At 51.2% G+C, this 26,024-nt stretch carries 28 protein-coding genes and 1 riboswitch; of the genes, 11 read left to right on the forward strand and 17 right to left on the reverse strand.

Annotated elements, in window-relative coordinates:
* The first annotated feature begins 156 nt into the window (after positions 1-156).
* Both ACHA8N_RS03440 and ACHA8N_RS03445 read left to right on the forward strand, forming a co-directional pair.
* Positions 157-714: a GNAT family N-acetyltransferase gene (locus ACHA8N_RS03440; protein WP_393964721.1), complete on the forward strand. Its 558-nt coding sequence runs from the start codon at positions 157-159 to the stop codon at positions 712-714.
* A 111-nt stretch (positions 715-825) separates the two neighbouring features.
* On the forward strand, positions 826-3,243 hold the full coding sequence (locus tag ACHA8N_RS03445) for a C40 family peptidase (protein WP_393964722.1): 2,418 nt from the start codon (positions 826-828) through the stop codon (positions 3,241-3,243).
* Between the two features lie 55 nt (positions 3,244-3,298).
* Here ACHA8N_RS03445 and ACHA8N_RS03450 read toward each other — a convergent pair whose 3' ends face one another.
* Positions 3,299-3,592 carry a putative quinol monooxygenase gene (locus ACHA8N_RS03450; protein WP_026834010.1) on the reverse strand — a complete coding sequence of 98 codons (294 nt, stop codon included), beginning with the start codon at positions 3,590-3,592 and terminating at the stop codon, positions 3,299-3,301.
* 78 nt (positions 3,593-3,670) lie between these two features.
* Here ACHA8N_RS03450 and ACHA8N_RS03455 point away from each other — a divergent pair, with 78 nt between their 5' ends.
* Together ACHA8N_RS03455 and msrA are read left to right on the forward strand one after the other, a co-directional pair.
* A complete protein-coding gene (locus tag ACHA8N_RS03455; protein ID WP_393964723.1) occupies positions 3,671-4,843 on the forward strand; it encodes a M20 metallopeptidase family protein in 1,173 nt (390 codons plus the stop codon).
* Positions 4,844-4,914: 71 nt separating this feature from the next.
* Positions 4,915-5,018: riboswitch (SAM riboswitch) on the forward strand.
* Between the two features lie 104 nt (positions 5,019-5,122).
* Positions 5,123-5,653 carry a peptide-methionine (S)-S-oxide reductase MsrA gene (msrA, locus tag ACHA8N_RS03460; protein ID WP_012369312.1) on the forward strand — a complete coding sequence of 177 codons (531 nt, stop codon included), beginning with the start codon at positions 5,123-5,125 and terminating at the stop codon, positions 5,651-5,653.
* A 106-nt stretch (positions 5,654-5,759) separates the two neighbouring features.
* On the opposite strand, the gene ACHA8N_RS03465 is transcribed toward msrA, so the two are convergent.
* From ACHA8N_RS03465 to ACHA8N_RS03475, 3 genes are all read right to left on the reverse strand, one after another.
* Positions 5,760-6,239: a DMT family transporter gene (locus tag ACHA8N_RS03465; RefSeq protein WP_393964724.1), complete on the reverse strand. Its 480-nt coding sequence runs from the start codon at positions 6,237-6,239 to the stop codon at positions 5,760-5,762.
* A 23-nt stretch (positions 6,240-6,262) separates the two neighbouring features.
* Positions 6,263-6,691 (reverse strand): DMT family transporter, encoded by a 429-nt coding sequence (locus ACHA8N_RS03470; protein ID WP_026834014.1) that lies wholly within the window; start codon positions 6,689-6,691, stop codon positions 6,263-6,265.
* Positions 6,692-6,813: 122 nt separating this feature from the next.
* Positions 6,814-7,749: an NAD(P)H-dependent flavin oxidoreductase gene (locus tag ACHA8N_RS03475; protein ID WP_147511728.1), complete on the reverse strand. Its 936-nt coding sequence runs from the start codon at positions 7,747-7,749 to the stop codon at positions 6,814-6,816.
* A 78-nt stretch (positions 7,750-7,827) separates the two neighbouring features.
* Between ACHA8N_RS03475 and ACHA8N_RS03480 the strand changes: the two genes are divergently transcribed.
* Complete coding sequence (locus ACHA8N_RS03480; RefSeq protein ID WP_147511727.1) at positions 7,828-8,346, forward strand: gamma carbonic anhydrase family protein; 519 nt, start codon at positions 7,828-7,830, stop codon at positions 8,344-8,346.
* 51 nt (positions 8,347-8,397) lie between these two features.
* Here the strand turns inward: ACHA8N_RS03480 and paaX are convergent, their stop codons facing one another.
* The 12 genes from paaX to ACHA8N_RS03540 form a co-directional block, all read right to left on the reverse strand.
* On the reverse strand, positions 8,398-9,282 hold the full coding sequence (paaX, locus tag ACHA8N_RS03485; protein WP_393964725.1) for a phenylacetic acid degradation operon negative regulatory protein PaaX: 885 nt from the start codon (positions 9,280-9,282) through the stop codon (positions 8,398-8,400).
* A 76-nt stretch (positions 9,283-9,358) separates the two neighbouring features.
* A complete protein-coding gene (locus tag ACHA8N_RS03490; RefSeq protein WP_393964726.1) occupies positions 9,359-10,129 on the reverse strand; it encodes an enoyl-CoA hydratase-related protein in 771 nt (256 codons plus the stop codon).
* Positions 10,126-11,334, reverse strand: coding sequence for an acetyl-CoA C-acyltransferase (locus ACHA8N_RS03495; RefSeq protein WP_393964727.1), 1,209 nt, complete (start codon positions 11,332-11,334; stop codon positions 10,126-10,128). The genes ACHA8N_RS03490 and ACHA8N_RS03495 overlap by 4 nt, the downstream gene beginning before the upstream one ends.
* The gene (locus ACHA8N_RS03500; protein ID WP_393964890.1) at positions 11,331-12,200 is read right to left on the reverse strand and encodes a 3-hydroxyacyl-CoA dehydrogenase; all 870 of its coding nucleotides are present in this window, start codon (positions 12,198-12,200) and stop codon (positions 11,331-11,333) included. The genes ACHA8N_RS03495 and ACHA8N_RS03500 overlap by 4 nt, the downstream gene beginning before the upstream one ends.
* A 53-nt stretch (positions 12,201-12,253) precedes the next feature.
* Positions 12,254-13,762, reverse strand: coding sequence for an aldehyde dehydrogenase family protein (locus ACHA8N_RS03505; RefSeq protein ID WP_393964728.1), 1,509 nt, complete (start codon positions 13,760-13,762; stop codon positions 12,254-12,256).
* Between the two features lie 14 nt (positions 13,763-13,776).
* Complete coding sequence (locus ACHA8N_RS03510; RefSeq protein ID WP_393964729.1) at positions 13,777-14,553, reverse strand: enoyl-CoA hydratase/isomerase family protein; 777 nt, start codon at positions 14,551-14,553, stop codon at positions 13,777-13,779.
* Positions 14,531-14,854 carry an EthD family reductase gene (locus tag ACHA8N_RS03515; RefSeq protein WP_393964730.1) on the reverse strand — a complete coding sequence of 108 codons (324 nt, stop codon included), beginning with the start codon at positions 14,852-14,854 and terminating at the stop codon, positions 14,531-14,533. Before ACHA8N_RS03515 ends, ACHA8N_RS03510 begins: the two co-directional genes overlap by 23 nt.
* 15 nt (positions 14,855-14,869) lie before the next feature.
* Positions 14,870-15,364: a 1,2-phenylacetyl-CoA epoxidase subunit PaaD gene (paaD, locus tag ACHA8N_RS03520; protein WP_393964731.1), complete on the reverse strand. Its 495-nt coding sequence runs from the start codon at positions 15,362-15,364 to the stop codon at positions 14,870-14,872.
* 14 nt (positions 15,365-15,378) lie between these two features.
* A complete protein-coding gene (gene paaC / locus ACHA8N_RS03525; RefSeq protein ID WP_393964732.1) occupies positions 15,379-16,164 on the reverse strand; it encodes a 1,2-phenylacetyl-CoA epoxidase subunit PaaC in 786 nt (261 codons plus the stop codon).
* Complete coding sequence (gene paaB / locus ACHA8N_RS03530; RefSeq protein ID WP_393964733.1) at positions 16,161-16,505, reverse strand: 1,2-phenylacetyl-CoA epoxidase subunit PaaB; 345 nt, start codon at positions 16,503-16,505, stop codon at positions 16,161-16,163. Before paaB ends, paaC begins: the two co-directional genes overlap by 4 nt.
* A 13-nt stretch (positions 16,506-16,518) precedes the next feature.
* Complete coding sequence (gene paaA, locus ACHA8N_RS03535) at positions 16,519-17,490, reverse strand: 1,2-phenylacetyl-CoA epoxidase subunit PaaA (protein ID WP_393964734.1); 972 nt, start codon at positions 17,488-17,490, stop codon at positions 16,519-16,521.
* Positions 17,491-17,507: 17 nt separating this feature from the next.
* The gene (locus ACHA8N_RS03540; protein WP_393964735.1) at positions 17,508-18,803 is read right to left on the reverse strand and encodes a phenylacetate--CoA ligase family protein; all 1,296 of its coding nucleotides are present in this window, start codon (positions 18,801-18,803) and stop codon (positions 17,508-17,510) included.
* A 323-nt stretch (positions 18,804-19,126) separates the two neighbouring features.
* Between ACHA8N_RS03540 and ACHA8N_RS03545 the strand changes: the two genes are divergently transcribed.
* The 6 genes from ACHA8N_RS03545 to ACHA8N_RS03570 are packed head-to-tail and all read left to right on the forward strand — an operon-like array spanning position 19,127 to position 25,396.
* Positions 19,127-19,522 (forward strand): thioesterase family protein, encoded by a 396-nt coding sequence (locus tag ACHA8N_RS03545; RefSeq protein WP_147511716.1) that lies wholly within the window; start codon positions 19,127-19,129, stop codon positions 19,520-19,522.
* Positions 19,523-19,564: 42 nt separating this feature from the next.
* Positions 19,565-20,707 (forward strand): Glu/Leu/Phe/Val family dehydrogenase, encoded by a 1,143-nt coding sequence (locus ACHA8N_RS03550; RefSeq protein WP_026834030.1) that lies wholly within the window; start codon positions 19,565-19,567, stop codon positions 20,705-20,707.
* A 14-nt stretch (positions 20,708-20,721) separates the two neighbouring features.
* Complete coding sequence (pdhA, locus tag ACHA8N_RS03555) at positions 20,722-21,774, forward strand: pyruvate dehydrogenase (acetyl-transferring) E1 component subunit alpha (protein ID WP_147511715.1); 1,053 nt, start codon at positions 20,722-20,724, stop codon at positions 21,772-21,774.
* Between the two features lies 1 nt (position 21,775).
* Entirely contained in the window at positions 21,776-22,774 is a 999-nt protein-coding gene (locus ACHA8N_RS03560; protein WP_026834032.1) for an alpha-ketoacid dehydrogenase subunit beta, read from the forward strand.
* A gap of 12 nt (positions 22,775-22,786) precedes the next feature.
* Entirely contained in the window at positions 22,787-23,995 is a 1,209-nt protein-coding gene (locus ACHA8N_RS03565; protein ID WP_393964736.1) for a dihydrolipoamide acetyltransferase family protein, read from the forward strand.
* On the forward strand, positions 23,996-25,396 hold the full coding sequence (locus tag ACHA8N_RS03570; RefSeq protein WP_393964737.1) for a dihydrolipoyl dehydrogenase family protein: 1,401 nt from the start codon (positions 23,996-23,998) through the stop codon (positions 25,394-25,396).
* An 88-nt stretch (positions 25,397-25,484) separates the two neighbouring features.
* Here ACHA8N_RS03570 and ACHA8N_RS03575 read toward each other — a convergent pair whose 3' ends face one another.
* Positions 25,485-25,889 carry a VOC family protein gene (locus ACHA8N_RS03575; protein WP_393964738.1) on the reverse strand — a complete coding sequence of 135 codons (405 nt, stop codon included), beginning with the start codon at positions 25,887-25,889 and terminating at the stop codon, positions 25,485-25,487.
* Positions 25,890-26,024: the final 135 nt, after the last annotated feature.

Below are 26,024 nucleotides of genomic sequence, written 5' to 3' on the forward strand. Positions count from 1 at the left end.
TTCCTCCCTTGGTCCAGCCGAACGGAACCCTAGAGGATTACTCTTCTTTTCATTCGATACCCCGACTTTAGCACGCTTGATTTTACCTGTCAAACAGGAAAATCGTAAAAAGTGGCTAATAGGTATAGAGAGTCAACTACAGAGGAGGAGTCCATCATGCGCTACAAAATCAATGATCAACTGCGAATCCGCCGTTTCACGCCAGAAGACTTGGAAGCCGTCCATGCCTATGCCTCACAACCCATCGTGAGTCAGTATCAGTCGTGGGGACCCAACTCCGAAAGTGATAGCAAACAGTTCATCCACGACGCTCTCGAAAGTGAACTCGAGAGTCCACGCCGCCGCTATGTCTTTGCGGTTACCTTTCCAGATGATCACGTGATCGGAGCTGGCGAACTCGTCATCACCGACACCGCACATAAAACGGCTGAGATTGGTTACATCTTGTCTCCCGACGAATGGGGAAACGGCTATGCTACCTTCATCGCCAACTTTTTACTTGAATTCGGTTTTGAGAAACTGGAACTGCACCGGATTACAGCGACGTGTGACCCGCGAAACGTTGCCTCCGAACGTGTCCTCCAAAAAGTCGGAATGACAAAAGAAGGACAACTTCGCGAAACGGTGTATTTGGATGACCACTGGCGCGATTCCCTCATTTACGGCATGCTCGATTGGGAATGGCAGGTCGATCATGAAGACGATCAAAAATAACTCAGACCGGTGCCTCGAAGGAGGCATCGTTTTTTTGTATCTGACCTCCCTTGTTTAATTTGGTGGATGATTGACTTTTTTTGATATCTTTTTACACTATAAAAATTGAGCATGGTAAACTTAGTTTTAGCTGGATTAAAATTAATTTTCTATAAGAAATGGAGTTTACATACGATGCCTCTCTCGAAAAAATGGTTCACCTCACTGGGCGCCTCCGTCATGCTGTTCAGTTCGTTTCCGGTACAGGGACTTGCGGAAGGTGACGTCGCTCCGGTAGTCGCCGAGCAACAGACGGACGTCGCGACCGGCAAACAATTCACTCAAGCAGAAACACCGGTCTTCGAAACAACGGACAGTACGGACGCCCTTCAAACTTTGCCGGCTGCGACGGAAGTCGAGACGTTCGGGACAGAAGGTCTGTTTACACGCATTCTGCTCGACGGTGTTCATCGATTCGTTAAGACCGACCAATTAGCCGCTGCTCCAACTTATTCAAAAATCGACAGTCGCTATACGAATAAATCGACGCCGCTTTATACGGCAGCCGCTTCAGAAACGGTGACAACCGATGCGTTGGCTCTGAATACAGCCGTCGATACATACGGACAGGAAGGACTGTTTACACGCATTAAGCAAGGCGCCGTGTATCAGTTCGTTTTGACGGCGGATCTCAGTGCAACTCCTGTCTATGCAACGACCGGAGAACGTTTTGTCCAACAGAAAACGGCCGTCTACCCGACGGCTGATACCAATGGAACCGCCCTTACAGAATACGCCGTCAATCAATCCGTTGAAACATTCGGAACGTCAAGCACGTTTACCCGGATCAAGTTGAATGGTCGTTATGCTTTCATTTTGACAGCTCATCTCGGAACAACAAAAGTCACCTCGTATTCGGTGACCGGCAAAAAATACAGCCAACGACTCACGCCTGTCTATCCGACCGCTTCCGCAACCGGAAAGCCACTTGGCACACTTGAACAAAACCAACATATCGACATCTACGGCATCTCCGGTGACTACACGCGTGTCCGGTTGAAGGATACATATGGTTTTGTCTTGACGGCACACCTTGGGGATCTTGCATTTTTTGAACAGACTGCCCGCCTGTACGTGCAAAGTCCGACGCCGGTCCGTCAAGCAGCGAGCAGTACGAGCCCGGTTCTCGCCCAGCATCCGACGAATACACTGCTGACGGTCTACGGAACGAGCGGTGCCTACAGCCGGATTCTGTTCCGCGGTCAGTATGCCTTCGTCTTGACGAGTGCCCTCGCGAAAACAAAAGTCTTCGCGAAGACCGGACTTCGGTATGCGGGTAAAAACACATCAATCTTCAAAGACACGACCGCGAAAACCGTTCTCCGCTCGATCAAACGGGCGGAACCGATCGAGATTTACGGGACAAGCGGTTCGTTCACACGGGTCAAGGTCGGTTCGGTGTACGGCTATATCAAGACGACGGATCTCGTCACGAAAAAACCGGATTTGTATGATGTCACCGGAACCCGTTATGTGCTCGAGGATAAACTGGTCGTGCATCCAAAAGCCAGTCTGACGGGAAAAATCGGGACACTCAAAAAAAATACCGCCCTGTCGATTTACGGCAAGAGCGGCTACTACACCCGCGTCAAAGTCGGGACGACGTTTGGTTTCGTCGACTCGAGTAAGCTCGGCTTAAACAAACCGGTTGCGCGTCCAAAAGTCGGAACGGTCTTTTATGTGCATTTTGATCAGACACCGCTGTTTTCAGCTGATGTCGCATACAGCCGTCCTGCCGCCTATCTCACGAAAGGCACGAAGCTGATTGGTCTCAAAGCGATTGACGACGACTTTTGGCAAGTCCGATTACCAAACGGAACGACCGGTTACGTCATCAATCCCTACATCGGGACGACAAAACCGGATATGCGCTACACGCAGCGCGCAGTCAATCGGTTCAAAACGTACACAGTCAAAGCGACGACGTCTTATTTCGCAACACCAGCCAGCCCGAAAAGTGCCGGTTTGATTGAACAAGGCAAACGTGTTTATCCCCGGTATCGTGTCGGAAACTTCTACGTCATTCAATCCGGTTGGTCTCCTGTCTATCTGCCGGTCAGTGCCGTCACCGTCACGAGCGACACACGGATTGCCCCCAAAAATACGTCCCGTGGCGAAAAATTGATCCAAGCGGCGGCCAAACATTTGGGAACGCCGTATACGTGGGGATCACAAACGTCAGCCAACGGCGGCTTTGACTGTTCTGGCTTGATCCATTACGCAACGAACCAAGCCGGGAAATACGGGGGACGGACAAACGTCAGCGGCTATTGGTACGGCGCCTTCTTTACGAACCGCCGGACGACGATCAGCAGCGGAAAACGCTCGGATATCGTCTTCTTCGAAAATACGTATACCAATGGTCCGTCGCATATCGGCATCATGCTCGACAATGAATATTTCATTCATGCCGGCGGCTCGCAACTGCAGATCAATTCCATCTATGAACCGCGTTGGCGCGAACATTTCCTTGGTTTTAAATCGATGTAACATCACAAACAAAAAAGAGGGTCTGACTTTAAAGTCAGCCCTCTTCGCTTATCGTTCAGAACGTCATCTCGACGTATTTCGTGACTTGACGGTCTTCGAGATACAACTCGATTTGTTCGCGGTATGCTTTATAATGGTCCGATGCGATATGCGCTTCGAGTGCAGCCTCATCTTGGTAGACTTCATAGAGCATGAACTCATGTTCATTTTCAATCGATTGATGTAACGTATAACGTAAGCAACCCGGCTCGTTTTGTGTGGCTTTGTAAACCGTGCTTAAAATGGGAAAGACTTGATCTGCTAATCCTGCTTTGACTGTAAGAACGGCATTGACGATGATTTCACCCATGTGTTGATTCCTCCTCTGATTTGATTACCTCTACCTGTACCCGTTTTTCCTAAAGACATACCGTAAAGGATGATTTTGATGTTAGAAACCCTGTTTACCCATCTCGCACAACAAGAAGCCGAGATGATTCGTTTGCGCCGCGATTTTCACCGCCACCCGGAATTGTCGTTTCAAGAAGTCCGGACACCGGCCAAAATCATCGAATACTATGAAGCACTCGGTATCCCGTATCAAAAAAATGTCGGGGGTAACGGTATCGTCGCGACATTACAAGGGGCGTGTCCCGGAAAAACGATTGCCGTCCGTGCCGATTTTGATGCATTACCGCTTCAGGAAGAAACCGAACTGTCGTTTCGCTCAATCCGTCCCGGTGTGATGCATGCCTGTGGACATGATGGACACACGGCAATCGTCCTCGGACTCGCAGCTGCCTTTCAACCGTTGCAGGAAGAACTCGAGGGCACGATCCTCTTCATTCATCAACACGGTGAAGAAGTGTTTCCGGGTGGTGCCATTCAAATGATCGAAGATGGCTGCCTCGAAGGAGTGGATGCGATTTTTGGTACCCACCTTGAAAACGATCTTCCGGTTGGGACGATCGGTTACCACAGCGGACATACGTTATGTGCCATCGATGAATTTGAAATCGTCGTCCACGGTCAAGGTGGTCATGCCCAAGCCCCCCACCGGACGCAGGATGCACTCGTCGCCGGCGCACAGCTCGTCTGTAATCTTCAGCACCTCGTCAGTCGACGGGTCGATCCGTTTGAACCGGCGATTGTCGCCATCGGTTCGTTTCACGCCGGAACAGCTCCGAACATCGTAACCGGCGAAGCGCGGATTGTCGGAGAAATCCGGACGTTTAATGAACAACTCCGGCATCAGTTGCGCCAGCAGGTGGATCTGGTCGCCCGGACGACGTGTGCCGGAATTGGCGCTACGTATTCCATCGATTTCACGACCGGTTATCCGTCGCTTTGGAATCATCCGAATGAAACGAAGCTCATTCAGGAAGCGGCCGGCTTTTTACCGGAAGGACACGTCCGTGAAGTCAAACCGATGATGGCTGCCGACGATTTCGCCTATTATCTTGAGCAGGTCCCGGGCAGTTACTTCTTCACCGGTTCTGCGAAGACGGACGGTCGAACGATTTATCCGCAACATCACCCAAAGTATGAAATCGACGAGCAGGCCTTGCTGATCGGAGCCAAAACGTTAGGGGCCACGGTTCTCCGCGCCTTACAAACATAAGGATTGACTTTCCACTTTTGTGAATGGTATTATCATCCCAACGATAACGAACTTACATCAACTTCATATAACACTTATCAAGAGTGGACCGAGAGATCTGGATCGATGACGTCCCAGCAACCTGCGTACAGCAAGGTGCTACGACCAGCAAAGCGAAAGCTTTGGTTGATAAAAAGCGGCGACTCCTTTTGCAACCAAGCAAAGGAGTCGTTTTCGTTTTCTCGATGTCAGAAATGAGAGCATTACGGTTCAAGGAACCAAGGGAAAGGGAGAGATGACATGGAAAAAGCAACATTTGCAGGAGGATGTTTCTGGTGCATGGTGACACCATTTGAGGAACTACCGGGTATTCACAGTATCGTGTCCGGTTATACAGGAGGACATGTCGACAACCCGACATATGAGCAGGTCAAAACAGGAACGACCGGGCATTCCGAAGTCGTCGAGATTACATTTGATCCGGCACTGTTTTCGTACGAACGGTTACTCGAACTGTACTGGCCGCAGACGGATCCGACCGATGCCGGCGGACAATTCCAGGACCGCGGCACACAGTATGCACCGGCAATTTTTTATCATACGGAAGAACAACGTCTCGCAGCGATTGCGTCGCGTGACGCGTTAGCAGCAACGAACCGATTCAAACAACCAATCGTCACACGGATTGAACCGGCGCATGCCTTTTATCCGGCGGAAGAGTATCATCAGGACTTCCACAAAAAAAATCCGGCGCACTACAAAAAAGACCGGAAAGCGTCCGGTCGCGATGCTTTTATCGACGTCGCCTGGAAAGAAGAAGTAACAGTCTAAACAAAATGCAAAAAGGGATTGCCATCTCAGACCGATGGACAATCCCTTCTTTGATTTTTCCAGCCGAGATCTCGCGGTCCAACGTGACGAACCTTTTGTCGTCCACTCAGGAAATCGCTTTGACGTCCTCTGCTTGTTCCGCCTCATCGACGACTTGATACCGTTTTAAAACAAAAATCCCGGTCAGCATCACGGCGAGACCGGCTATCTGTCCAAGCGATAAATCGACCTGCGGCAGACCAAACCAACCGAAGACATCGACGCATAACGCAAAACTCAGTTGCGAAATCAAGACGACCGAAATTGCAATCGAAGGACCCAGCAGTTGAATCCCCCGCATGACACAAAAAACAACCCCGACGCCGACTAACCCGCCAAACAAATACAACGGTTCAACTTCGCGGATTGCCGAGAGCGTTCCTCCGCGAAAGAAGAGTAAGGCAAGCAACGAGCCGAGCAATCCGACAAGAAAGACTAACGTCGTCGTCGCCCATGCACCGAAGGCATGACTCATCCGCGCATTCAGCACGGTTTGTAAACTGATCATCATCCCGGCAACAACGGCACAAAACATTCCTAATCCCATTTGGTTTCCTCCTTTGATTCACTTCAGGCGAGCGAAAAGATCAAAACGCCGGTCAACATCAATCCGACACCGACCCATTGCCCCCGGTTGCTGCTTTTTTTGATGACACCGAACCAGCCGTTCAAATCAATGACAAAAGCACATAGAATCTGTGCGACGAGTAACAACGACATCGCCCACGTCATTCCAAGCAGTTGAATCGACGTTAGTTCCGTAACGACGACTAACACGCCGAGCAATCCGCCGCTGGCATAAATCAACGGCAACTTTCGAAAACCGCCGATTTTCCGGTCACGGACAAACCCATAAATCAACAAGCAACCCATCAAACCGACAAAGTGAACGATGGTCACGGATAACCACGGACCGACCGCGTCACCCAGGCGGGCATTAAAAATGCCTTGCAAGGCAATAAACAATCCACTGAATAAGGCAAACACGATTCCTTGCATCTTCATCCTCCTTTTTCTCCAATTATGAGTAGACCGCATTACGCCCGACTTTGAAAAGGACAAATGTCCTGAAATCAAAAAAAAGAAGCTCACCCATGAGGTCTGCTTCTTCTGCACTGACGCTATTGAAGTGTCCGATACATCCGTTCAATCCGTCCGAAGGCGTCATCCATCATCCGGTTAAACAGTTCCGCAACGGTTGGAACATCATCAATCAAACCGGCAACGAGACCGGCATTGACGTATCCTGCTGTCTCGTCGCCCTCAAGTGCCCCTTTGATATGAAATGATTCGTTCGTTTTTTCTTGGAACTCAGCGAGCGACGCAGGACGTAACCCTTCCACATACGCTCCGTTCAAGACACGCCGGACTTGTCCGACTTCACGACCAATAATCCGTGTCTCGAGATCATCCGCCTGCACAAGATGTCTTTTATAATGCTCATGCACACGGGATTCTTGCGTCGCAATCAACCGGGTTCCCAGTTGCACCCCTTCAGCTCCGAGCATCCAGGCAGCGGCGAGACCACGACCGTCACCGATTCCACCGGCGGCGAGAACAGGAATCGTGACATGATCCGTGATTTGCGGAATCAACGTCATTGTCGTCAACTCAAGTGGCGAATTGATTCCTGCGGCCTCGACTCCTTCTGCCACTAGTATATCCATTCCTGCCTGTTCGGCTTTAACGGCCTGTTTGACGGAAGCAACTACACCAATTGTTTGGATTCCCGCCTGCCGTAACTTGGACAAAAACGGAGCCGGATTACCGGCCGACAAGGACACGACCGGCATTTTTTCCTCAATCGCCAATGTGATTAAGTCTTCCGTATACGGCGAGACCCGGATCGCGATATTTAAAGCAAACGGACGCGACGTCAACCGGCGTGTCTCTTTAATCAATTGTTTGACTTCAACAGGTGTCATCGTCCCGCATCCAATCGTTCCAAGTCCGCCGGCATTCGAAACCGCTGCCGTCAACTCAGCATGACTGATGTTTCCCATGCCACCTTGAATGATCGGCACATCGATTTGTAATTTAGTACATATACGCGACATGGTCTTCCCCCCGTTTTTGTTTCGACTAATGGTATACTGAACTGAATTTAAATTCATTTCTAGAAATGAGGCGTCTTAATGAATATTCCGTATCGTGATGTTTCTCCCAGCTTGGCAACAAATGTTTTTGTCGCACCCGGCGCATTTTTAATTGGTGACGTAACAGTCGGCGAAGAATCGACGATCTGGTTTAATGCGGTCCTTCGTGGCGATGAAGGACCGATTACGATCGGCCAACGTTGCAGCATTCAGGACAATGCGACCATCCATCTCTATGAGGGGGCACCTGTCATCGTCGAAGATGAGGTGACCGTCGGGCACAACGCCATTCTTCACGGTTGTAAAATCGGTCGACGCTCGATCGTTGGTATGGGTGCGACCGTTCTGGATCATGCCGAAATTGGGGAAGAATGCATTATCGGCGCCAACACATTGATTCCGTCCGGCAAGAAATTCCCGCCCCGCTCGCTCATTATCGGTTCGCCGGGAAAAGTTGTACGGGAACTCACACCAGCAGATCTGGAGATGATTCAAGAATCGATTGATTCGTATGTCGATAAAGGATACGCCTTCCGACAACAACTCTCCGAGAATTAATGCTCGGCACAAAAACGCTCATCTCATTTTAACGGGATGAGCGTTTTTCAATTAACGCTCCGCAAACAATGGATGTTCTGAAGCGTCATAATCGGCACTTTTTTGGGTGACATCGTGTGTTTCCTGAAAAATCCCTTCAAAGAACCGACTTGCCGGTTCGGCGAGCAACCGGTAATACTGTTCAAACAGCAACGCGGCGTGATGACCGCTCCACTCATCTGGCAACAACTCTTGCGGCAGACCAGGATCCGTAAATAAAAACTTCCGGTATTGATGGACGAGTGTCGTCCGTTCAACAAAACACTGTTCCTCATCCATTTCGCCCAGCTGGATCCGGCTTTGATGAACGATATAACGTCGGCTGTATTCCGCAATGAACTGTTCGTACCGTTCTTGCAACTCATCCAGCGGGAAAGCCCGTTCGACCAGCGATTGATCCGGTTGTGGTCCATGGTATTCGCCGACGAAAAAGTCAACGTACTCCTTAATGTCATAGGCTTCGATCAACCGTTCCGCTTCTTTTTCAAGAGGGTTCGGTGAAATCCAGACACCGTTTGATAAATTTCCGAAGCCACTCCAAGACAACTCTTTCCGCAGTTCATCCCGGATTTGCCGTTTGTCTTCCGGAATCGTATACATCAGAGTCCGCCATTTCCCGTCCCAGACGTGAGGCGTCGATTTATAAATTCGTCTCGCCGCTTCTTCCATCCGCTCAACGCCGCGTGGGGTCAACGAATAAAAACTTTTCGTGCCTTGTTTTTGTGACGTCAACCACCCTTGCTTGACCATCCGCGAAACGGCGACCCGGACCGCCTGTTCATTATGACCAAATTCTTTCAGCAGACGGATCAAACTACCGACCCAGATTTGATTGCCGTAATGCCGGATGTAATCTCCGTATACCGTAAAAATCATCGATTGTGTATTCGCACTCATGTCATTCACTCTCTCTTTAATATAACGTTTTTTCGTGTACCGTTAGTATACGTGTTATTTCAGGTGACGACCATCCTCATTTTCCTTGAAACTGCGGTGTCCGTTTTTCGGCAAACGCACGTAATGCTTCCATCCGGTCTTCCGTCGGGATGACCGTTTCGTAGGCAGCAGTTTCAATTTCCAATCCTTCCGAGAGTGAATGATTGAGACCTTGATCGATCGCCTGTTTGGCCTGCCGGATCGCAATCGGTCCGTTGCGGAGCATCTCTTCGGCGAAAGCCAGACAGACCTCCATCAGTTCTTCCACCGTCGAGACGACACGCGAGACGATCCCGTATCGTTCAGCGGTCTCCGCATCAATCTTCTTAGCCGTGAAAATCAGTTCCTTCGCCCGAGTCTCTCCAATCAACCGCGGCAGTCGTTGCGTCCCGCCGGCACCCGGAATGATGCCAAAACTGGTTTCCGTCAGTCCGATCAATGCTCCTTTTACGATGATCCGGAAATCACAGGCGAGCATCCATTCGAAGCCGCCACCGAGAGCATGACCGTTGACGGCAGCAATCGTCGGTTGCGGCAGATTGGCGATATCTGTGAAGACATCACGAATGGCCGCGACGTTTCGCCGGACCTGCGCTTCATCCAATGTGGTCCGTTCTTTTAAATCAGCACCGGCGCTGAACGCTTTCCCCGTTCCCGTAAAGAGGACAACCCGGATCATCGGATCGTGACGGACCTTCGTGACAAGCTGTTGCAACTCGACGAGCGTCGGATAATCAAAACAGTTCATCCGTTCGGGCCGGTCAATCCGAATAACCGCGACGTGGTCCAATCGTTCCAAATGAATCATGTGAGTCCCTCCCGTTCGACCACAAGGGCAATACCTTGTCCGACTCCGACACACATCGTCGCGAGACCATATGTCTGATTCGTACGGCACATCTCGTGTACTAGCGTCGTTACAATTCGTGCTCCGCTTGCCCCCAGTGGATGACCAAATGCGATTGCCCCTCCGTTGACGTTGACTTTTTCCGGCGGTAGTCCGAGCTCTTGCATACAGGCTACGCTTTGTGCTGCAAAGGCTTCGTTCAATTCAATCAAATCCAGTTGCTCCACTTTCAATCCCGCCCGGTCCAAAGCCTTGCGGGTCGCATCGACCGGTCCGATTCCCATGACCGCCGGTTCGACACCGGCGACGGCACTGGCCCGGTAATAGGCGAGCGGAGTCAATCCAAGACGATCTGCCGTTTCTTCACTCATTAACAATAAGGCGGCTGCTCCATCGTTGACACCGGAAGCATTTCCCGCCGTGACCGTGCCATTTGGAAACAGACTTTTGAGCGTTCCGAGTTTTTCACGGCTGGTGTCAGGGCGCGGATGTTCATCCGTATCCACTTCGATGATCTGTCCTTTACGTGTCGTATACTGCACGGGAACAAGTTCTGTTTGAAAACGATGTGTTTCCATCGCCTGTTTGGCCCGTTGCTGACTTAAAAAGGCAAAATCATCCTGCACTTCGCGTGAAATCCCGTAACGGACTGCCACATGTTCCGCCGTCTCCGGCATTGAGTCTGTTCCGTACTTGGCATCCAGTTTTTCATTGACGAACCGCCAGCCGATCGTCGTATCATATACCGTTGTATTCCCTCGGGCAAAACCGGTTTCGGTCTTTGCCATGACGAGTGGTGCCCGGGTCATGCTTTCTGTCCCGCCGGCAATATATATCTCCCCTTCGTTCATCGCAATCGCCCGGGCTGCTGCGATGACGGCATCGAGTCCGGATCCACACAGCCGGTTGACGGTCGTCCCGGCGACTTCGACCGGTAGACCGGCAAGCAAACCGGACATCCGGGCGACATTCCGATTGTCTTCTCCTGCCTGATTGGCATTTCCAAAAATCACTTCTTCGATTTGACTCGGATCCACCTTTGGATTCCGGTCAACGAGTGCTTGAATGACACAGGCCCCTAAATCATCCGGACGGACGTCTTTCAGTGCTCCGTTATACCGGCCAATCGGTGTACGGACGGCATCAATGATGGCCACACGTCTCATCGTGTCTTCACCCCGCTGTCGGAATAATCATAAACACCGCGCCCGGTTTTCCGTCCAAGGCGTCCTGCTTTGACATATTGTTCAAGCAGCGGGGCAGGACGGTATTTTTCGCCTAATTTTCCGTGGAGATACCGTAAATTGTTTAATCGGGTGTCGAGTCCGACCAAATCTCCGAGTTCAAACGGACCCATCGGATAGTTTAACCCCAGCTTAATCGCCTTATCGATTTCTTCCGGTGTTCCGAGTCCTTCTTGCAGCATATAAAAGGCTTCGTTTCCGACGAGTGCACTGATTCGTGACGTGACGAACCCCGGAAATTCTTGAATGACGACCGTCTCTTTGCCCATACGACGTGCGACATCCTCACAAATCGAAACGGTCTCTTCTGACGTTTCAAGACCCCGGGCGAGTTCGACGAGCGGCATCCGGTGAACCGGATTAAAGAAGTGCATCGCCATGATACGTTCCGGTCGACGGGTAAACGAAGCAATCTCCGTCGGACTCATCGTCGACGTATTGGTTGCAAAGACACAACCGTCCGGTGCATGGCGGTCAAGTGTCTCAAACACCGTCCGTTTGATCTCGAGCCGTTCCGGAACAGCTTCAATTACAAGATCTGCTTCTTTGACAGCCTCCTCTAATTTCGTTGCATAACTCAAACGTTGAAACAACTGCTCGACTTCTTCCGTCGTCATTTTCCCACGGATGATGGCTTTATCGGCAATCGTTTCTAATTCCTGTTGCGCCGATGCAAGCAACTGTTGCTCGACATCCACCAATGTCACGTCAAATCCGCTGGCTGCTGCCACATACGCAATTCCTCTTCCCATAACACCCGATCCTACAACAACCATCTGTTGAACCATCATCTGATTTCCCCCTTTAAAAAGCGTCCGGACGAACGTCCGCACGCTTGGTTTTACAGTCCGAACGGATTAAGTGGACGACTGCCGTAATACGACAGGATACTTTTCGTTTCCGTATATAAATCAAGTGTTTCGATACACAGTTCGCGTCCGAAACCAGATTGTTTGTATCCTCCAAATGGTGTCCCCGGGAAGGCCGAGAACGGACAGTTGATCATGACAATACCGGCTTTGATTTGATTGGCAATCCGTGTTGCCCGTGCCCCGTCTTTTGTCCAGATTGCTGATCCGAGTCCGAATTCTGTATCGTTTGCCAGACGGACGGCTTCTTTTTCATCCTTGAACTTCATTACGACGACGACCGGTCCAAAGATTTCTTCCTGAACGGCTTTCATCTCGTGTGTGACATCCGCAATGACGGTCGGTGCGTACCAGAAACCTGCTTCAAAGCCGGCTACCTTCTCGACGTGACCACCCGCTAAAATCGTTGCCCCGTCCGCTTTTGCCGATTGGACATAGCCGTCGATGACATCGAGTTGTTGTTGGTCGATGATTGCCCCGACGTGTGTCCCTTTGTCAAACGGGTTACCGAGAACGAGTTGTTTCGTCTTCGCGACGAACTGTTCCATAAACGTTTCGTAGATGTCTTCATGAACATAAAGGCGTGACCGTGCTTCACAGGACTGCCCGCTGTTGTAGAAGATACCAAACAGTGATCCGTCTACAGCTGCCGTGATATCCGCATCCTCAAATACGAGGTTCGGTGACTTGCCGCCGAGTTCAAGTGTGACCCGTTTTAAGCTTTCGGATGCCCGTCCCATGATATCTTTTCCGACCGGCGTCGAACCGGTGAATGCGACTTTATCGACATGCGGATGTTCTACCAAATGGTTGCCGATTTCACGGCCTGATCCCGGAATGACATTGACGACTCCTGCCGGTACACCGGCTTCAAGACAAATCTCACCGAGGATGATCGCTGTCAGTGGCGTCAGGGTCGCCGGTTTCACGACGACCGAACAGCCGACCGCAATCGCCGGTGCGACTTTCCATGCGGCCATCATCAACGGATAGTTCCACGGAATGATTTGGGCACAGACACCTACCGGTTCTTTTTCCGTATAGTTGTGGAACTGACCCGGCACGTTGTTGACGGCACCACGGTGACCGACGATGGCTCCGGCATAAAATTCAAAGTCTTCAATCGCTTGCGTGATTTGCCCTTGTGCTGCAGCAAGTGATTTCCCGGTATCAAGAATCTCCAGTTCCACGAGTTCATTGAATCGGGAGCGCATAATGCCGGCGATTTTATTGAGGACTTGCGACCGGCGACCGACCGGCCACATCTTCCACTTTCCGTGATCAAATGCTTCTCGTGCTGCCTGCACCGCCCGATCTGCATCTGCTTTTGACGCTTTCGCGACTTCCGCGATGACTTCCCCTGTTGCCGGATTATAGGTCTTAAATGTTTCGCCTGACGCGCCTTCGACTTGCTCGCCGTTGATGACCAGATGATAAACGGACCGTTTCATCTCGATTGTTTTTTCATGTACCGTTGACATAGCTTCCACTCCTTTTAGTTTCCTTTGAATGTCGGTTGACGTTTCTCTAAAAAGGCTTGCATACCTTCCGTCTGGTCGGCTGTTCCAAACAATAAGTAGAAATTTCTCCGTTCATGGTCCATCCCGTCCTGCAACGATAGATCGCCTGCCTTATCGACGGCATCTTTAATCAATCGCACGGACATCATTGGTTGAGTCGCGATTCGCTCGGCAACCGCCAAAACGTTTTCCTCCAGTTGGTCCGCGTCGAACATCCGGTTGATGATTCCGAGATGGTATGCTTCAGATGCCGGCATCCGTTCCCCCGTCCACAACCATTCAAGTGCCCGGGTCCGACCGATTCGTCTCGTCAAGCGTTGCGTCCCGCCGGCTCCCGGCATGACCCCCAGTCCAACCTCCGGAAAACCAAACTGCGTCTCGGGCGTCGCGTAAATCAAATCACACGCCAGTGCCAGTTCAAAACCACCGCCGAGAACAAATCCATGAACGGCCGCAATCAGCGGTTTATGCAGACGGCTAATCCGGTCCCAATCGGTAAAGGGGTCGAGTAACTCCATCGAAATCGGTGTCGCGTCGACCATCTCGTCGATGTCAGCACCTGCTGAAAACGATTTTCCTTCCCCGCTCAACACGATGACAGCCACCGTCTCATCCTGATCAAATTGTTCCATTGCTTCGACGATTTCCCGGATCATCATCCGGTTCAAGGCATTGTAACGTTCCGGTCGATTGAGCCGGATCCGGCCAATCCGACCGTCGACGTCCGCCTTAACGTACTGTCGTGTCAGCATGGACTTCTTCACCGATCATCAATGTGACGAGATCTCCCGCAAAGCCCATCAAATCTTTACCGGACGCTTTTCCTTCGAGCGAACGCATACCGGCCTGCATCGTTTCATGGCTTTCGTAAACCATTTCGCACACCAGATAATATTTACCGTCTCCGCCCATTGGTGAACCGACGATTTTTGTGACCGTCATCTGTTGCAGACCGGGAATTTTTGCCGTCAGTGGTCCGTGGACATTGAAGTAATGCTCATCAAACTGTTCCTTGTTCTCCGGGTGTGTATAAAGTGCAATTAGTTTTACCATAATGATTACCTTCCTTCACATGAGAGTAGAGACGGGTTTCATCGCCTCGAATGGATTTTTGCATGATTTACAGTACAGAATGCTCCGGCAAGCCGTCGGACCAAACAAATTCTCAATCGTAACAAATGTCGAACCGCAATACGGACAGTCGATTTCCCAATGACCGTCGATGACACGGGGAGGTGCAATCCCAAAGGACTTCAGTCCGGTCATCCCGCGGTCGGTGATCCGGTCCGACGTCCACGGTGGATCAAAGAGAAACACGACGTCGACCGTCTGGACCTGTGGGATTTGTAACAACGCAGCTTCCGTATTTTTTTGAATGATTTCAAGCGCAGGACATCCTAAAAATGTCGGAAGCAGCGTGACGCGGACAGCATATCCGTCAGACGTCTCCGTCCACTCCATCGTTTCGAACATACCAAGATCGAGAATGCTGACGGCATCGATTTCCGGATCCTTGACCGTGTCGAGCGCCTGCCGGATTTCTTGTTCCAGTCCTGTTGTCATCTGCCGTTCCTCCTTCACCATACCGCTGACTGATCGAGCAGATACACTTCCCCGAGCGTCGATAAGGCATCGTTCAAATCAGAAGAATGCTCTCCGTTTCGTCCGTTATAGGTCATCTTCATTTCCGGCAACGTGACGTTTAAATCCACGAGGACCGGTGTCAACGCCTGATACCAGCGATCTAGCAATACTCCCTGATCTTCAATCAGCTGCATCTCGTCAATCATATGTGCTGCTTCCCCGTAGTCGAACAGATCACCAAAGTCAGCAAGCACCCGTTCGAGGGCGGCGTCCATCTTCTGACGGGCGGTTTCGGTCGATTGATACAACTGCGTGAACCACGTTTGCCAGTGCAACAGGTGATAATACAGTTCCATGTTGACCTTGACGGCGAGTGCTGCAAGCGGTGCATAACTGCTTTTTTTCAACGAGTCGATGCGGACCTTCTTCGCGAGCGTGTAGCAGTAATTACGAACGACGGCATACGCCCAGTCATAATCCGGATTTTCCATATAGTAACCGGGACCGTTGACCCGTTCGACGAGAACGGAATTTTTCCGTTCGTGTGCCAGGCGGACATGAGCAAGCGCATCTGCTTTTCCTTCGCCGATTTCTTCGAGCAGCTGATAGTACATCGCCGCGTGCCCCATCGAATCCTGAGCGATTGAGGAGGACGCAACATCTTCCTCGATATGCGGTGCCAAACCCAGCCACTCCGACCCGCGGTACGCATAAAGAAAATCGTCATCCGCCAGTTGGTACATCAAGGAGGCTAAAGCCAACCGTTCTGCTTCCGTCATTTCGAATCGCCTCCCTGCCACGACATGATCTCTTTCTCATCGAGCATCTGTTGCTCGTAATGCCGCCATTTTTTCTTGAGATACCCGTATCCTTTTGTCGTCCGGTAATCCTTGTTGTCGAGCCGTTGCAACATTTGTTTTTCGTCCGGCGTCATTCCCCGGATATCGTCCCGTTTGACGACCCAGATATCGACGACCGGTTCCCGGCGCATGAAGTTTTCCTGCGCCATCAACAACGCCATCTCTTTATTCGGGGCGAGCAGACTGAATTGATGCGTAAAAGCCGCATTGGGTGTCCGTTTACTGAAAATCTCGAACTCCTGATAAAACGTTTCCGCCATGATGTTTCCTCCTTCAGCCGATCGTCGCAGCAAGTGCCTCGCGCACCCACGCATTGTTTTGATACGAAGTTTGACGTAAAGCGAGCCGCTCCTTCGAACGGGGACCGCCGCCTTGAATGATTTTCTTAAATTCTGTCCAATCCGGTTGGGCATATATCCATTGCCCTGTCTCCTCGTCGAATCGTAACGTCGGATCTGGAATGACGAGACCGAGCGACCGGATCCGGGGAACATATTTCGTAAAGAAACTTTGACGCAATTCTTCATTCGTCTTCGTCCGGATTTTGTACGCAATCGTCACGTCCTGCTTCGAAGTGCCGGTCGTTTCTTTTGTCGCCGGTCCGAAGAACATCAACAGGGATTCCCACCACTCGTCGAGTGATTCCTGAATCATCGCTTTTTGTTCGGGTGTTCCTTCCGCCAGTGCCATGATGATCGATTCACCATGTTGGGCATGGAACACTTCTTCCGCACAAATCCGTTGTAGTGCCCGCGCATATGGACCGTACGAAGCACCCAGCATGTTCGTCTGGGTAATGATTGCCGCTCCGTCGACAAGCCAACCGATTGTTCCGGCATCCGCCCACGAACGTGTCGGCATATGGAAGACATTGTGGAACTTGAGGCGTCCCGTGAACAAGTCATCCATCAAATCCGCCCGGTTTTTTCCGTACGGCTTCATCAAATCCTCGACAACCCGGAGCAGAAGTTGACCGTGCCCCATCTCGTCCTGAACTTTGGCCATGATACCGAGTTTTCGGCGTAACGACGGCGCTTTCGGAACCCACTCTTTTTCCGGCAAAGCCCCCATGATTTCACTGATGCCGTGCATCGAAATCAATTTAATTAACGTATCGCGGTAAAAACCGGGCATCCAGTCATCTGCTTCGATTTTTTCACCGTTCTCAATCCGTTCTTTAAATCGTTCCAATTTTTGTTCTTCTGTCATGACGGGTGGTTCAAAGAGATGTGTCGCATCATACATCTTGTTTCCTCCTCTGCTTAAACAAACTTCTTCTCAGACACTGCGCGTCGGTCAATGATCCGGACCGCTTTGCCTTCCGATCGTGGAAGACCATACAGCGGGTGACAAACCAAATCAATCGAAATCAAGCACTCTGTTTTCATGGCATGGCAGATGATTCGTTCCATCTCTTCCGGTATCATTCCTTCTTCTAATTCGATGTGTAACTCCAACGCTTCAAGCCCGGCACGCTGAATCCGGTGAATTTGATAATGCGGACTGACTCCTGCTTGCTGCAACAGGACCCGTTCGATTTCCGATGGGAAGACATTTACTCCACGAATGATCAGCATATCGTCCGTTCTGCCCTTGACCCGCGACATCCGGGTCGTTGTCCGACCGCAGGGACACGTTTCTGTCGTCACCGATGCCAAGTCTCCTGTACGGTAACGAATAATTGGAAGCGCTTTCTTTTTTAAACTTGTAAAAACGAGTTCCCCGACCGTTCTTTCTGGTAGCGGTTCCCCCGTTGCGGGATCAATGACTTCCGTGATAAATAAATCGTCCATCAGGTGTAATCCGTTTTGTTGCTGACATTCCATTGCGACACCCGGACCCATAATTTCACTGAGACCGTAGATGTCAAAGGCTCGAATCCCCCACTTGTCTTCCAGTGTTTGTCGCAGTTCTTCCGACCACGGCTCGGCTCCGAATATTCCATATTTCAGGCTGCTCGCTTTCGGATCAAGCCCATGTTCTTCCATCCGTTCCGCAAGATGCAACATATACGAGGGTGTTCCGCAAATACCGGACGGTCTGAAGTCTTCGATTAACGTAATCTGCCGGTCCGTATTTCCTCCGGATACCGGAATGACCGTCATACCAAGCTGTTCAGCTCCCGCATGTAAGCCAAGTCCACCCGTAAACAATCCGTAGCCGTATGCATTGTGAAGCAAGTCGTCCGCTTTTGCTCCGATTGCGATCAAGCCTCGTGCGACAGACGTCGACCAGTCATCAAGATCACTTTGTGTGTAACCGACGACGGTCGGTTTTCCACTTGTTCCGGATGACGCGTGAATCCTTACTGCTTCGTTCGGTGGAACGGCAAATAATCCAAACGGATAATGCGCACGCAAATCATTTTTTCGTGTGAATGGCAACTTTTGGATATCGGTAATCGTTTGAAAAGAACCGGCATCAAGCCCAAGGTCCTGTAGTTGTTGTTGATAAAACGGAACATGGTTCATTACATGACGAATTGTCTCTTGTAGACGCTCCAGTTGTAAGACTGTCCGCTCTTCCAGTGTCATCGTTTCCAGGATTTCGTTGTACAAGTCGCACCCCTTCCCCGCTTATATAACACAATTAATAAACGTCCGTTCTAAAATGGTTATATTAATAACCTACGATACGTTCACAATGTTGTCAATCCTTGTTTTGTTAAAAGCTCCCAATACTCGATTCTAATCCGGTTCATAAAATCAAATTCGAGATTAAAAGACTTCTTAATAAAGAAAAATCAAAATTAATCTTTCTTTTTGGAAAATATTTCTGAAAATGTTTGCTCATTTTGTAACTGATTGATAAAATATCGTGTGACAAGTGTTATACTATTTTTGGTAAGACCAGCTGTGGTCGAAAACAAGGGGGAATCACGTTGAGAAATGGTTTGTCGCTTGGAGATACAGCCGTCGTTGAGGCCATCGTGACCGAAGAGATGTTTGCACAGTTTGAAGGAATCGTCGTTCATCCTGCCTATTCTACGGTTTCAATGGTCTATCATATGGAATGGGCGGCCCGGAAACTGATCCTCCCCTACCTCGAAGAACAGGAAGAAGGAGTCGGTGGTGCTGTCTCTTTGAAGCATTTGGGGATGGCTACACTTGGATCAAACATCCGGATTGAAGCCACCGTCATCGAACTCACACCTGACCGCGTATTGGCAAAAGTAGAAGTCAGACACGGCGACCGTGTCATCGGTCTGGGTGAAGTGAAACAAATCATCTTAAATAAGCAGCTGATCCAGAAAAAGTTGACGCCGCGTGTTTTGTAAAACCTAAAATGAAAGCGCTTACTATATTTAGGAGGATGCTATATGAACATGTTGAACCCATCAACCAACCCGTCACCATCCATCATGGAGAAGATTTCCGGTCATGAACAAGTTGTTTTCTGTAACGATCCTGTGTCTGGTCTTCAGGCGATCATTGCCATTCACGATACGACTCTCGGTCCCGCACTCGGCGGATGCCGGATGGCGCCGTATTCAACCGTCGATGAAGCACTCGATGATGTTTTACGCCTGTCGCGCGGCATGACGTATAAATGCGCCGCGGCTGACGTTGATTTTGGCGGCGGCAAGGCCGTCATCATTGGTGATCCCGCAACCGATAAGACGCCGGAACTATTCCGGGCCTTCGGACGATTCGTCGATTCGCTCGGCGGTCGTTTCTATACCGGGACGGACATGGGAACGACGATGGACGACTTCGTCCACGCCAGTCGGGAAACCTCCCGGATCGTCGGCATTCCGGAAGCCTTTGGCGGCAGCGGCGATTCGTCGATCCCGACAGCGGAAGGCGTCATCTATGGTCTGCGCGCAACCGTCGAAACCTTGTATGGATCAGACGATTTAAGCCGGGCAAGCTACGCGGTCCAGGGTCTTGGAAAAGTCGGCTATAAAGTCGCGGAACAGCTGTTAGACGCAGGCGCCAACTTATACGTCTCCGATCTCAATGAAGCGGTTCTGGCTATGCTCGTTGAACGGGCAGAACAAACGCCGGGGACAGTCCGTGTCATCGCCGCTCATGAAATCCATCTGACGGATGCGGATATTTTTGTTCCTTGTGCTTACGGTGGCGTCATCCAAGCAACGAATATCCACTTGTTGCAATGTAAGGCTATCTGCGGATCTGCCAACAACCAGCTGGCAGTGGATGCGCTCGCACTCGAATTAAAGCAACGCGGCATTTTATATGCACCGGACTACATCGTCAACGGCGGCGGATTGATCCAAGTCGCCGATGAATTGTACGGGGCGAACCATGAACGGGTCTTGCTGAAAACCAAGCACATCTACGATGCGGTCCTCGAAGTGTTCCACGAGTCCCATGCGGAATCGATCACAACGCTTGAAGCGGCGGACCGGATGTGCAATAAACGCATTCAAATCCGGTCACGTCATAACAACATCTTTACGAATACGATCAAACCAAAATGGAACATCCGTAACGACTAATGGAGGTGACACCGATGGAAAACCAATTTCCGATCCACCGTATCCTCGATGATGCGGGACAAGTGATCGATACATCTAAAACTGACTTACTGACCAAGGAGCTGAGCCTCGCCCTGTTCACACATATGAACCGCATCCGGACGTTTGACCGTAAGGCGATCAACCTGCAACGCCAGGGACGGCTCGGAACCTATGCTCCGTTTGAAGGTCAGGAAGCCGCACAGGTCGGCAGTGCCTATGCGCTGCATAACAAGGACTGGATCTTCCCGACCTATCGTGATCACGGGGCGACACTGACCTTTGGCGCTGATATGGTCCGGACGTTTTTGTACTGGAATGGACGGGTCGAAGGATGTGTCCCGACGGACGAGTTGCACATTTTCCCGCCGGCAGTACCGATTGCCACACAAATCCCCCATGCCGTTGGTGCGGCCTGGGCAGAAAAACGCAAAGGGACGAATCAAGTCGCCGTCGCTTATTTTGGAGACGGTGCGACCTCGGAAGGCGATTTCCATGAAGGGATGAACTTCGCGAGTGTCTTCCAGACACCGGTCATTTTGTTTAATCAAAACAACGGGTATGCCATCTCAGTCCCGATCCAGAAACAGATGCATTCGGAAACGATTGCCCAAAAAGCGTTGGCCTATGGGATGCCGAGCGTCCGGATTGACGGCAACGATGTCTTTGCCGTGTACTTCACGATGCAAGAGGCACTTGAGCGGGCTCGGTCCGGCGGCGGTCCGACATTGATCGAAGCCGTCACATGGCGGTTCGGTGCGCATACGACGGCGGATGATCCGTCGAAATACCGCGATCAGGACCGGTCGCGTGACCGCGTCGATCCGCTCACCCGCTTGGAAGATTTCATGAAGGCACAAGGCTTTTACGAGGAACAGGAAATCGAAGCGATTCGAATCCGCCATCAAGAAGAGGTCGAGGCGGCCGTCAAAACGATGGAAGCCTTCCCTTCACCTGACGTCAACGATTTGTTTGACCATACGTTTGCGACACTACCGGACGATTTAATCCGTCAAAAAGCGGATTACCTGACAGCGAGGGGGAATTGACATGGCGACACCAATCAATCGACAAACGGAGATGACGCTTGTCCAGGCTGTCACCGATGCCTTACGGACAAAACTGACGACCGATGAGACGACACTGGTATTAGGCGAAGATGTCGGAAAAAACGGCGGGGTGTTCCGGGCAACAGACGGTCTACAGGAAGAATTCGGCGAAGACCGGATCATCGATACGCCCCTCAGTGAAGCGGGAATCGTCGGAACGTCAATCGGTCTTGCGGTCAACGGGTTTAAACCGATCGTCGAAATTCAATTCCTCGGTTTCATCTATCCGGCCTACGAACAAATCATGACGCATGTCGCACGAATCCGGATGCGGACGATGGGACGTTACGGTGTCCCGATGGTCATCCGGGCTCCTTACGGGGCAGGCATTCGGGCACCGGAAATTCACTCGGACAGCACGGAAGCCCTCTTCACCTCGATGCCCGGCTTAAAGGTCGTCTGTCCGGCAACGCCTTACGACGCCAAAGGCTTATTGATTGCAGCGATCGAAGATCCGGACCCGGTCTTATTCCTCGAATCGATGCGCAGTTACCGCGCCTTTAAGGAACCGGTTCCGAGTGAGTCGTACACGGTTGAAATCGGAAAAGCCAAATGCGTCACGGAAGGTCAAGACGTGACACTCATCGCCTGGGGGGCGATGGTTCAGGTTGCCCAAAAAGCGGCGACCGAAGCAGCGACACGCGGTATTTCCTGTGAAGTGATTGATTTACGGACGCTTTATCCGCTTGACCGGACGACGATTGCCGCCTCCGTCCAAAAAACAGGTCGGGCTGTCATCGTTCATGAAGCACAGGCAACGGGTGGACTCGGGAATGATTTGATTGCTTTAATCAATGATACTTCGTTCTTGTATTTACGGGCACCGATTGCCCGGGTCACCGGATTCGATGTGCCGGTTCCGTTATTCGCGCTCGAAGACCATTACATCCCGACGCCGACTCGTGTGCTTGAAGCGATCCAGCGTACGATCGATTTTTAAGGAGTGAGCAGGATGATTGAAGTGAAATTGCATGATGTGGGGGAAGGCATGACGGAAGGTGAAATCGCAAACTATCTGGTCCAGGTGGGCGATCGGGTCACGATTGACCAACCGGTCGTCGAAGTCTCGACTGACAAGATGGTCGCTGAACTGCCGGCTCCGGTATCCGGTGTCGTCACGGACCTGTTAATTCCTGTCGGACAAACGGTTGGCGTCGGGACGGTCTTGTTATTGATCGAGGCAACGGAAGCACAAACGGCAGTCACCGTTGAACGAACGGTTGAACAGTCCGAGCAACCGCAACAACTACAGCCAACCGTGACTGCCCTCCTGACGGAACGTCCAAAACGTGTGTTGGCGACACCTTACACGCGGAAAATTGCTCGCGATCTTGGCATCGATTTGGAACTAGTTCCGGCTGTCGATCCGTCCGGTCGCGTCACGGAAGAAGATGTACGTCGTTTCCTCGAAAGCGGAACGGCTCCTGAGAACGATCAGCGTCCAGTCGCGGTCGAGGCACCATCTGCGCCGGTCGATACGATTCCGTTCCGGGGCATCCGCAAACAGATCGCCAAAAAGATGACCCAGTCACTCTTTACGATTCCGCATGTCACCCACTTTGAAGAAGTTGACATGACCCGTTTACTGGCATTGCGCGAAGAATTGAAAGCCGCCGGGAAACCGATCAGCGTCAACGCTTTTTTCATCAAAGCCTTGATCGTCGCCTTACAAGACTTCCCGGTCTTCAACGCCAAGCTCGATGAAGCAAACGAACAGATTATTTTGGAGCGGCAGTACCATATCGGTGTCGCGACTGAAACGGCTGACGGATTGATCGTGCCGGTCGTCCAGGACGCCGACCGACTGACGATGCAACAATTGCATCAACAAGTCGCGGATCTGTCCACCCGTGCCAAGAACGGTGATTTACGGGCAGCAGACCTCAAAGCGAGCACCTTCACGATGAGTAATGTCGGACCACTCGGCAGTACAGGCGCAACGCCGATCATCAATTATCCGGAAACGGCGTTGATCGCCTTCCACAAAACGAAAAAACGGGTGTGTGTCGACGACCAGGATCAAATCGTCATCCGCTCGATGATGAATCTGTCGATGTCCTTTGATCACCGTGTGGCGGACGGCGCGACCGCCGTCGCCTTTACAAACCGGTTTGCCGGACTGATCGAACACCCCACTACTTTATTGATGGAGTTGATCTAAATGGTTGTTGGTGAACTGACCCAAGAACGTGATCTGTTGATTCTCGGCGGCGGTCCGGCCGGTTACACAGCTGCCATCCGCGCCAGTCAATTGGGTCGAAAAGTGACCTTAATTGAACAAGCACAGCTCGGAGGGCTTTGTCTGAACAAAGGCTGTATCCCATCCAAAGTCGTTGCGCATGCGGCGGAAGTGAAACAACAAATGAACCATTTGACGACACTCGGTTTTTCGATTGAACCGACACATGACTTCAACCAATTGGTGAAGTATCGGGACGGGATTGTCCATCAGTTACGCACCGGCGTCGAAGCTTTATGCCAGGCAAACGCCATCGAATACATTCAAGGGACCGCCTCGTTCTTGGCGGACGACCGGATCGGTGTCGAACAGGGACATCAGTTCGACACATACCGGTTCAATGATGTCGTGATCGCAACCGGAAGCCATAGTCTTCAGCAGACGTCCCCTCTCCTCTTAAATGCGGAACAACTCTACCAGCTGACCGACCTGCCGGACCGACTCGTCATCATCGGTCAGGACTATATCACGATTGAAGCAGCAATGAGTTTTCAGGCACTCGGCACACAAGTTACATTGATCGCCGATGCGTTTCAGCTCGATCCGAGCCTCGACAAAGAACTGCGACGACTCTTTAAAAAACAAAAAATCCGACTCGTAACGGGCATCGTGACCGCCATCGAGACAACGGATGAAGTGACGGTCACCGTCGTCAAAGAAGGACAGGAAACGACCTGGACCGCTCCATTTTTATTCCACTCGTTACCACGGATTCCAAACACGCTGGAATTGGGTCTCGAACGCATCGGTGTGACGATGGCAGAAGACGGCACGATTCCCGTCGATCCGTTCGGACAAACGAGCCGACCCCATATTTATGCGATTGGTGACGTTACACCCGGTCCGTCACTGGCAACACGGGCCATTCACGAAGCCAAACGAACCGCCGAACAGTTGGCAGGACAATCCCCTGATCCGACGATTCCCTATTATCCAACGGTCATCCGCTCCCTTCCGCCAATCGTCTCGATCGGATTGACGGAGCAAGCCGCGACGGATGCCGGTCATGCCGTCCGTGTTGGTCAATTCGCCTTAAACGCCAATGGTGCAACGACGATTGAAGCAGGCAGTGGATTTGTCAAAGTCGTCACGGATGCCACGACGAGTCTGTTATTAGGTGTTCATATGATCGGCGAAGGTTCGGTTGAACTCGCCGGCACCTTTGCCCAAGCGCTTGAAATGGCGGCTAAAGAAGAAGATGTCCGTTTCCCGGTCATGCCGCATCCGAGCCGGAATGAAGCCTGGACGGAAGCCATCGAATCTTTGGTTGGACAAGCTATCCACTTGTCACCCCGGCAACAAGCTATCTTGACGAAGTCGTAATCCAAAAACCGGTCAACTGAACAGTGACCGGTTTTTTAGTATGACTCACTTGCTTAAAAAGTTGAATATGAAGCGGCAACTGCTGCAGTTAACCGGCTGATTCGCGTCCGTTTTCGGAGTATTCCAAAACGAAAGTGACCCCAAAAGGATCCGTCACTTGAGCATATAACCCACCGAAACTCGGCACGCCCAGCGCTTCCATGATCTGACCGTCCTCTGCCAGTGCCGTGTAGGCGGCTGAAATTTCTTCGGTCGTCTCAAACGACAGAAGCAGCAGGATGTGGGAAGCCGCCGGAATCGCTGACGAGACGTCCCACAGCATCAATTCAAAAGCACCATTTGCCAAATGGGCATGAAAGATTTCCTGTTGCCCAAGCGCATTTGTTTCCGACAAGATGCGACGTGGTTTTAACCCCAATGTCCGGTCATAATACGCAATCGCCTGCGCCGCTGTGCCATTCAAAGTAATGCAAGGTGTCGCTGGGTAACGCATATTCTCTCCTCCTTTTCGTGTCCCATCCCTTTCTCTAATCCGACGGTCGTTCCCTGCTTGTTTTCCCACAATCGTTGGTTCTGATAAGCGGGCGCAAACAAGGGTCTGACTCAAAAGTCAGTCTCTACAAAGACA

Origin of the sequence: Exiguobacterium sp. S22-S28 (assembly GCF_043359615.1) — a bacterium.
In the GTDB taxonomy this organism is placed as follows: Bacteria; Bacillota; Bacilli; order Exiguobacteriales; family Exiguobacteriaceae; genus Exiguobacterium_A.